This is a genomic window from Bacteroides sp., assembly GCF_052357945.1.
In the GTDB taxonomy this organism is placed as follows: domain Bacteria; phylum Bacteroidota; class Bacteroidia; order Bacteroidales; family Bacteroidaceae; genus Bacteroides.
In genome coordinates this window covers 37,657-47,637 of record NZ_DAWCXD010000024.1, presented here as the reverse complement: position 1 = coordinate 47,637, position 9,981 = coordinate 37,657, and the positions used below count along the sequence as shown (strand labels likewise).

Below are 9,981 nucleotides of genomic sequence, written 5' to 3'. Positions count from 1 at the left end.
CGCGACCCTAACCTTGGCAAGGTTATGCTCTACCAACTGAGCTATTTCCGCATTTTTTCGTTTGCGGTTGCAAAGGTAGGGATTTTCCGTAAACCTGCAAACATTCTGCATACTTTTTTCACAGAAATCTGTTCACTTTGCATCGACCGCAAAACAATCATTTTGATTATCAACTCATTCGGTCACGATAATCTTCATAAGAAAATTGCTTGTATATTTCGGCTTTCCCCTCTTTGGTCCATAAAGCAATGGCAGGATGATGAATTCCGTTAAACATATTTGTCTTGACCATCGTATAATGAATCATATCTTCGAACACAATACGTTCTCCGATCTGCAAAGGATGATCGAAACTCCACAATCCCATATAGTCACCGCTCAAACAGGAATTGCCTCCGAGACGATAAATATATTTTCCTTCGTTTCCCATTTCCGCACCACGCACGGCAGGCTGATAGGGCATCTCCAGACAATCGGGCATGTGACAAGTGAAACTGACATTCAAAATAGCCGTCTTGATACCACGACTTTCCACAATATCCACCACTTCGGAAGTCAGCACTCCCGTCTGCCAGGTAAAGGCCGAACCGGGCTCCAGGATAATGCGCAAATGAGGATAGCGTGCTTTTAATCCTTGCAATAGTCTTATCAAATGTTCGGTATCATAATCCTTACGAGTCATCAGGTGTCCACCACCCAGATTCAACCACTTAATCTGTGGAAACCAATGGGCAAATTTAGCTTCAAGATGTTCCAATGTACGTTCCAGCTCATAAGAAGAAGATTCACAGTGACAATGACAATGAAAGCCTTCAATACCTTGCGGTAATGCTTCGGGCAACAAATCGGCTGTTATCCCAAAACGTGTGCCGGGTGCACATGGATTATAAAGTTCGGTTTCCACTTCCGAATATTCAGGATTTATGCGGATACCACAAGAGATGCCACTTCCTTCTGCAACCACCATCGGATAGAAGCGTTCAAACTGCTGCATTGAGTTGAATGTGATATGACTGCTGCAACGCATGATTTCCGGGAAATCCTGTTCCGTATAAGCAGGAGAATATGTATGCGCCTTGCTGCCGAACTCTTCCAATGCCAAACGGGCTTCATACACCGAACTTGCCGTAGAATGATCTATATATTCACGGAATATGGGGAAAGAGCGCCACATGGCAAATGACTTGAAAGCTAGAATGATCTCCACTCCCGCCCTGTCGGCTACGCTTTTTATCAAACACAGGTTCTTTCTTAAAAGCTCTTCTTCCATGATGTAACAAGGAGAAGGGAACTGATTAAAATCTATCATATATAAATTATTATCTAAAATAACGCCTTACGAACGTGGATGCAAAAATACAAATTCAAAAGCAAAGAGGGATTGTTTTATTTTTAATTAAGATATTGGTTTTCGCGAACTTTTTCTTATTTTTACACCTTTATAATCTATAAGTAGTTATATCATCCTAAAATACCTGATTGAATATGAATAAAGATTTAAGAAAAGTAGTGATCCTGCTGGCACATCCAAACATGAAAGGATCTCAAGCAAACAAAGCATTAATTGATGCCGTTGGTGACATTGAAGGAGTAGCCGTATTCAACCTTTACGAATTATCGCCTGACATCGCTTTCAATGTAGACGAATGGAGTAAAATCATCTCTGATGCCTCTGCTGTGGTCTATCAGTTTCCTTTCTATTGGATGTCTGCACCGTCATTACTAAAGAAATGGCAGGATGAAGTCTTTACTTTCCTATCCAAGACTCCGGCTGTCGCCGGCAAACCGCTGACAGTAGTAACGACCACAGGATCTGAATACGAAGCTTATCGCAGTGGCGGCAGAAACCGTTTCACTACGGACGAATTATTGCGTCCTTATCAGGTAAGTGCCATTCATTCGGGAATGTCATGGCAAACCCCTATTGTTGTTTACGGAATGGGAACAGCAGACGCCGGCAAGAATATCGCTGAAGGAGCAAATTTGTATAAACAACGTGTGGAAATGCTTATCAGTAGCAGTAATGCAGGGAACAATTGGTAAGACTGTAAAAAGCGTAGCTTTATCCTATCTAAAGCTACGCTTTACAGATGCTAAAGCATAGCTTTAGGTTTCACCAAACACTTCTTCTTCAAAACCAATATCGGCAGGAAAACAAACACCCCGATTACAGATATTATTAATCCTCCGATGGTACCTGCCGCCAATGGAAACCAAAAGCCTTCTTTCTCCATACCTACCATAAAAGGAACGAATCCCAGAATAGTAGAAATCACTGTTAGGAAAATAGGAATCACTTTAGTGTTCCAAGCTTTCACATAAGCCCGAAGCGGTGAAAGACGCGGAAAACGTTTACGAACGAAGTTATATTCATTCAAGATATAAATGCTTGCATTGACTGTAATACCACAAAGCAAAACAAAAGAAGCAAATCCTCCCTGGTCAAAATTCAGTTTGAACCAATAGAATGTCAGAAACACACCGATATAAGATATCGGAATCACAAAGAGAATGGCCAATGGCTGTTTCAAAGAATTGAACAGGATACTCGTAATAAAGAAAATAATAGCAATCACAATCAAAAGCAGACGATATTGCTTATTGTCCTTTCCTCCCCAAGACCAGTTATTATCCTCCGATTTAGCTGTATATCCCATTGGTAGAATCTCGTTAAACTCTTCCAAATCTTTTTTCAATAGTTTATTTCCCTGTTCCGAAGAACCGATGTACTCATATTGCAAACACAATCGGTACTGTTGATTCTCCTTGGCCACTTCCTGTGGCATTTGTCCTTTTTCCACAGTAGCCAATTCTGAAAGTTTATATTCCCTCTCTCCTATTTGAAAAGGATAAAATTGCATCGCCCACACATCCCTATCTTCCGACTGACGTGAAGAAAGTTTAATCTTTTCCGTACCCTCTTCCGCCATCACCGAACCTATTTCCATATTCCGCCCATATATCGGGTGAATAGCTGAAAATAACCTTCCGGCTCCAATCCCCTCCTCTGCCATCCGCTGTTTATTCAAATTAAAGTAGAATTCCATATAATCATCTTTCCACCAAGAGAAATCAGAGCTGATCGTCACTTCCCGAATCCGGCGGTGAGACAATAATTTTGCTTTTAATTTCTCTATCCAATCATACAGTTCATCATAATTATATCCATACATTTTTACCCGGAAAGACCCCGCATTCTCACGTACATCATTACTGAACCCCTGATCCTGCAGGCCATATATACTCCAATTTCCACCTCCCAGTTGAAGTGCCTTACTAATCATATTCGCTTTCAACGTATAAGGAAAACCGCTTTTTTGGTGTTCTTTCGTAAAATAGATATGGATAGATGCTCTTCGGGCACTTTCTACAGATGTCTGGAACTGTTTAATCTCTTTAAATTCGCTCAAATAAGTTTCCATCCTCTTAATCAGTGTATTCATCTGCTCAAGTGTACTTCCATTCGGCAAATTAGCATTGGCGTGAAGCACTACCTCTTCATTACGTGAAAAGTAACTCCCTTCATATACCTTTTGCACAAATAACCTTAGAGTACCTCCCAACGCTTTATCCACTATTGGTTTCACCTTTTCCTTATAAGTGGTGGTACCCAACGTTTGATTATAAGTTTTCGCCCATCTATCATCACCTTTCATCTTTTCCGGCAATAGAAATACCGGTAGTCCGAATGCCAACAATAACAAAATACATACCGCCACCCTCCAACGACAAAGTATTTGTATCAGCCACCTGTAACAACGACTGAAATAAACCGGAAGCCGACGCATTCTTGAACGTATCCACACAAAGAAACGGACCTCCCCAATCTTCCATTTAACTATTGAAAGAGAAGATTTCTTTCTTCGTTTCAATCCTATTTTATCAATTAGAGAAGGAACAAAAAATAAAGCAACCAGCAGTGATACTCCTAGATTTATAATCACTACCGCAGCAAAATCCTGCAAATTAAGACGTATCTTCTCATCCAGAAAAAAGATGATAACCAAAGCTCCCATCGTGGTTAACGTGGCTGCAAGAATAGACATAAATGCTTTCCGGTCTCTACGCCGCAAATAATGATCACTCATGACAATTGTATTATCTATCACCAAGTTTAATGAAACCGTAATACCCGCCAAAGAATACAATTGCATTTCCAATCCGAACGCATAATAAAGAATGACAGCTATTGCCATATTAACAGCCAGACTGATTACAATCAAAAAAAGATATTTGGGGCTAAAGGTTATCAACAATACAAACAGGAGCAAAATCGCTACAGTCATTCCCGTACGCAAATAAATTTTCCCCAGTTCTTCCTGAATAAATTCCGTTGCGTCGTAACTGGTGTGAATCTCATATCCTGCCGGAAGTAATAGCCGATTATCATTCATAAATGCTTTTACCTTTTCACTCAATGCCAATTGATTTGCTGTTTCCTCTGCAACAATCGACAGATAAATTGAATTCAGCCCATTAATCCGATAATAGTTTTGTGGCTGCTCCTCCATACGGGAAACCTTCACCAGTTCATTCAGACCTATGATTTTACCATCTTTCATTTTTACCTTTATCCGCTCCGCATTAAACTCTCTGACCTCACATTCAGGAACCAATGCCAAACGTATCCACTGTCTGCCCGAAGCACCCTGTTCCACATCATAAGTACCCAAAAATTCTTTTTGATAATGCAACCGGACAGCTTGGCGAATATCATCCGTACTTATTCCAAGCGCACGCAATTGTTCTGAATCATACTCCAATCGCCATTCCATCGGAGTAGCTCCGCTAAGATTGATTTTATAGATTCCCGGAATCTGTGCAAGACGTGTTTTTATATGTTCCTCCGCATACTGCTGAATTAAGAAAGGAGTAGCGGGTGCATTGATCGTAAATGCCATAAAAGGCCCCTGATTACTTTGCTCCGGACTGTGCATCTGAATATACGGATAGCTCACCCCATCCGGTAATTCCGGCCACGTCTGACGAATAATGGTAGAAGCTTCAAAGCGGGCAACCGCTGCATCCACATGTTTATCCAAATTTACACTGACACTTCCCCATCCGTTTCCTGAAGTGGAAGAAATCCCTCGAATTCCCTTCACACGGGCAAGCATTGCCTCCAATTTACTGGTAGCCGTCATTTCCACTACACGTGCTGAAGTACCGGGCATACTGAATCTCACCGTGAAACCAGGTAAGGTCCGCGACGGATTCAGTTTGACAGGCAGCAATGGAATGAGTGCCAGCCCAACTAATGCCACACAGACAAAAGCCACAATCAATGTGAAAGCAGAAGCCTTAGGAGATTTTACTATTTCAGAATCCATATTTAGCATTATCCTTTTTCATTCTTCATTTAATTAGTTTGCCTCCATTAAAATCAAACCTGTCCGAAAGTGAAAGTTTCGCAGCAAAATCAAATAAAGTAAGCCGGCGTATCTTATAATAATTCAGCCAGTAGTTCTGCAAGGCAGAGATAAAATTACGTTGTGCCTGTTGTTGCCTGTTGAGAGAAAGAGTCAGGCTATTAATATCCGCCTTGCCGATAATGAAGCGCTGTTTAGTCTCATTATAAGCAAGTATAGACAGATCCAACGCTTCTTCCGCACTGGCTATCAATTGCTGCTGGATATTAAAATCACTTACCGTCATAATCACTTCCTCCTCGATGCTAATCTCATCCTGACGTGCCGAGATCTTCACTACATTCAGATTATTTCTTGCCATATTATACTTACCCTTACGAACACCCCAGTCCAATAACGGAATAGAAACACTGACTGCCACCAAATCCTGCTGCATCGGTTTATGATACACATCTCCAAAGTTATCCGCTACCTGATTAAAACCGATACTGGCATTCACACTTGCGTTAAAGCGAGATTCTTTCTTCGTCTTATCCACATTCCGTTCCGCTTCAAGTACATTCTGTTTCAGTTCCAACAATTGCGGGTTATTATTCCTGCCCCACCTCAAAGCCTCATCTACCGGAATATCCACCATCTCCGGGCGGGAAGGAAGTTCCAGTTTGATTTGCGTATTCTTATCCAGGTTGAGAAAAGAAGCCAGTGAAAACATAGCCCGTTTCAGGTCACTTGCTTTATTCTGCAATGTATTCTGTGCATTCACGCGATCCAGTTTCAATGTCAACAAATCAGCCTGTGAGATAGCTGCAATTCGGTGGCGCTGTTGCCCGATACGATACAATGTGTCCGTAGAAGCCAAGTTTTCTTTAGCCAAATTATATTCTGCCTGCGCCATAGCCAAAGAGAAAAAATAATCCGTAGCCGTTTCCGACACCTTTTCCACATTATAGAGAAATTCCTTTTTCACACGCTCATACTTCAACGGCTCTATCTTCCGTTCCCATTTGAAGGAGTTATATCCTACCAGACTTTGCGAATATCCGATTCGTATGGGAACACTCGTAAGCTGCGTAGCACTGTTACTTCCGAAGTTACGCATATAGGCAAGATTCGATTCCAGATAAAAAGTACCTCCGGTTAAATCAAAGTTCTGTTTTACACTCAATCCTCCATAAGCATAGTAAGACTGTTGCGTACGGTATACATCCAAATCCTGTCCCGAATCGTATCGTTTCGTTATATCCCGGTTATATTGTGCCGGAGTAACATCCAGTGTCAGACTAGGTAACCGATTTGCCCGAAAAGTCCTATACTCCCAATAACCGGATAAATACATATTCTGTGTACGGAATGATTCCAGCGAACTGTCGTTAGCAAGAGAAATTGTCCTATTCAAATCCAATACCAGGTGTTTCTGTGCCCAAAGTGAAGATTCACCACCAAACATACAGAAAACACAGAGGAAGACAGGAATTCTTTTCTTTAATCTATTCATAACTTTCATTTTAGAACTATTAGTTATTACTTTCTAGCTGTTACTTATTTTCTTGTTATGATAAATAAACCAGTAAAGTAACGGTATGATAAATAAGCTCACCGCCGTACCAATCGACATTGTCCCTATCATAGCAATAGACAACGGTTTTTGTAACTCCGAACCCATATCCGAAGAAAAAAGCAGTGGCACCATTGCGAAGATGGTAGTCAGCGAAGTCATGATAATCGGTCGCAAACGCCTGCGGCCAGCTTCATGTATCGCTTCTAATAACGGAACACCCGCTTTACGCAATTCATTGATAGCATCCAGCTTCAGAATAGAGTCATTGATTACAATACCGCAGGTAACAATCAACCCGATAGCAGACATCAAATTCAGCGTATGTCCGCAAATCCAGAGTAAAAGCAGTGCAAATGCGAGGTCAATCGGTATCTCTGCCAAAACAAGCAAAGGCTGCAAAAAGCTTTCAAACTGTGCGGCAAGAATAAAATACATCAGTAACAGTGAAATAAATAAGATGATCACCAATTCATCCAACATCTCACTGTTAGAAAAGAAACTGCCGGAGAATCCTGTATCCCAGTCTTTCATATCTTCCGCTATTTGTTTCACCTCCTTTATCAGTTTGTTTCCGTCCTGTACGCCATAAAAATCAAAAGGAACATATTCCCCGTTACGTCCGGCAGTAATACTCTTCAAGTCCTCGGCAGGAGTAACCGTCACCAGTTTCCGGAGTGGAATGTACTCTCTGTTTCCCCTATTGTCCGGTTCAGTCTGTATCAGTGTTTCCTGCAATATTTCATTCACCGTCTTTTCACTACCCGCAACGTTGATCGGAAGATATTGCTGGTAAGAATGCAACATAGTCACACTATTTTCCCGGAAAGCAGTTTTCAAAACTCTATAAAGTTCATTGTAAGCAACGCGGTAAAGCAATAGTTTCTCCTTATTGATACTTAGGTTCAGTTGGTTCTCAAAGGCAATGCCTGTAGGAGCAATTCCCGTCCTACGGGCTAACTCCAGCTCCACATTCCGGATCGTTTCCGCTTCCGGTGCTTTTGCCTTATTACGGGTGTAAAATTCGGCTATGATATCCGGTTCTCCCGTGACAAAGAGTTTCTCAAATACAGTTTCCGGTGGAGAGAAAGAAATAACGGAAAGTGGATAACGTTCTTTCAGTTTATGGTATATCTCCTGCTGCAAAGGAATGATTGTTTCTGATGTTTCCGTTCGGAAATAGAGTTCTGCTTCGGAAGCAGAAAGTTCCCTTTCACGATTCAGAAGAAAATCCTGTCTGCCAACAGATGCCGTGTGCTCCAATACCTGTTCTTTTAAATCCTTAAAAAGCTCATCCACACGCCTCCTGTTTTCATCCACATGAATATTCTCATTCCACTCGATCCGGGCAATCAATTCATTCTCTTCTATATCAGGCATCCGTTGCTTGTCGATAAAGAAAAAGAAGAATACACAAAGCGGGATGGAGACAACACAAAACAATACACTAAACGTTTTGTGACGAAACACCCAATCTACCCCGGCATCATAAAAACGATCCAATGTGTGATCCTTTATCGGGTTATTGAATTTAAAAGAAAGCCATTTCCATTTCCGGGTATGAATACCTGTCCGATAGACCAGCAGATAAAGCACCGGAAGAAGCATAATACCGGTAAAATACGAAACCATCAAGCCCACTGTAACCGAAAAAGCCTGATCATAGAAGATAGCTCCGGCAATGCCACTCATAAAAATTAAAGGAGCAAACACGGCAATGGTAGTCAGGGAAGAACTTAACATAGGAGTCACCACTTCACTAGTTCCTGTTATACAGGCACGACGCAATGAATAGCCCCGTTCCCGGTATTGGGATATATTTTCTGTCACAATAATCGAACTGTCAATCATCATACCCAATGCCAGAATTAATCCGGCAAGCGAAATGATATTCAAGGACATATTACACAGATAGAAGAAAACAAAACTAATCACGATAGAGACTACCATACTAAGTCCGATCACCAACGGAGATTTCACATCTCCCAAAAACAGGACAGCTACCAGACAGATAAAAAGAAAACCTAAAGTTAGATTCTGTTGCAGATTTGAGATAGTGTAATCCAACAATTCTGTCTGGTTGCGGCTGATACTAAAATCGATTTCAGGATATACCCGCCTAAAATGCTCCATCGTCCTCACCAAAGACTGTTTCATCTTATCCATATTCTCGTCCGCCTGCTTGATAACAGCCAGTGTCACCGCCCTTTTCCCGTTCGATACAGATACACCTTTTTCTTTTACGGGCACGATAGTAACTTTGCAGAAGTCCTTTAGTTGGACAATGCGGTCCCTCTTACGCAGGTATATATTTTCCACATCTTCCGCGGTACGCAACAGAGTGGAGAATTTTATATTATATTCATAGTATCCGTCACGTACTGTCATACTGCCCGGCTCCACGTTATTGGCAGTCAAAGCCGATTCAATATCCTCAATGGAAAGTCCCATCATAGCCAGTTTATCCTCATCAGGTACAATCTGTACCTGACGCTCCACTAATCCGGTCACGTCTACCATAGCCACTTCTTCAAGCTGTTCTATCCTGCGCTTAATCACCGATTCGGCAAATTCACACAAATCAAGAAAAGATTGCTGTCCTACCGTACCATAAGCACTATCATTCTTTAAGGTCAGATTCAGGTAAAACACGGGTATATCCGTTGCGCTTGCCTTAATAACTTTCGGGCGTTCAGTATCCTTGGGAAGATAGTTCATTGCAGCGTCTATTTTTTCATTGACCTCAATAAAGGCAAGATCCGTATTAGTACCGAAATCAAAAGACAGGCGGATCATACCTGCTCCGTCTCTTGATTCACTATGAATATCTTTCAATGTAGACACCTGAATCAGTTGTCCCCGTAAAGGTTTCACAATCGTGTTTTCCAGTTCACGGGCAGAGGTATTGCCGGCAGACACCTGTATTGTTATCTCCGGAATGGCAATATCCGGAAGCAATGATATAGGCAAAGTATTATATGTCACCAACCCGATTATGAAACAGGCAGTAAAAGCCATCAATACGGCAATAGGACGCTGGATTAAAAATTTTATCAT

At 41.5% G+C, this 9,981-nt stretch carries 5 protein-coding genes; 1 reads left to right on the top strand and 4 read right to left on the bottom strand.

Annotated features, from left to right (window positions below; genetic code table 11):
* Positions 1-169 precede the first annotated feature (169 nt).
* The gene (gene nspC, locus ACT8YW_RS07335; protein ID WP_444104508.1) at positions 170-1,309 is read right to left on the bottom strand and encodes a carboxynorspermidine decarboxylase; all 1,140 of its coding nucleotides are present in this window, start codon (positions 1,307-1,309) and stop codon (positions 170-172) included.
* A gap of 176 nt (positions 1,310-1,485) precedes the next feature.
* On the opposite strand from nspC, the gene ACT8YW_RS07330 reads away from it, so the two are divergent.
* Positions 1,486-2,043 carry an NAD(P)H-dependent oxidoreductase gene (locus ACT8YW_RS07330; RefSeq protein WP_444104507.1) on the top strand — a complete coding sequence of 186 codons (558 nt, stop codon included), beginning with the start codon at positions 1,486-1,488 and terminating at the stop codon, positions 2,041-2,043.
* Positions 2,044-2,093: 50 nt separating this feature from the next.
* Here the strand turns inward: ACT8YW_RS07330 and ACT8YW_RS07325 are convergent, their stop codons facing one another.
* The 3 genes from ACT8YW_RS07325 to ACT8YW_RS07315 all read right to left on the bottom strand — a co-directional run bounded on the left by ACT8YW_RS07325 (position 2,094) and on the right by ACT8YW_RS07315 (position 9,981).
* Positions 2,094-5,339: an efflux RND transporter permease subunit gene (locus ACT8YW_RS07325; RefSeq protein ID WP_444104506.1), complete on the bottom strand. Its 3,246-nt coding sequence runs from the start codon at positions 5,337-5,339 to the stop codon at positions 2,094-2,096.
* 16 nt (positions 5,340-5,355) lie between these two features.
* A complete protein-coding gene (locus ACT8YW_RS07320) occupies positions 5,356-6,816 on the bottom strand; it encodes a TolC family protein (RefSeq protein ID WP_444104511.1) in 1,461 nt (486 codons plus the stop codon).
* 81 nt (positions 6,817-6,897) lie between these two features.
* Entirely contained in the window at positions 6,898-9,981 is a 3,084-nt protein-coding gene (locus ACT8YW_RS07315; protein WP_444104505.1) for an efflux RND transporter permease subunit, read from the bottom strand.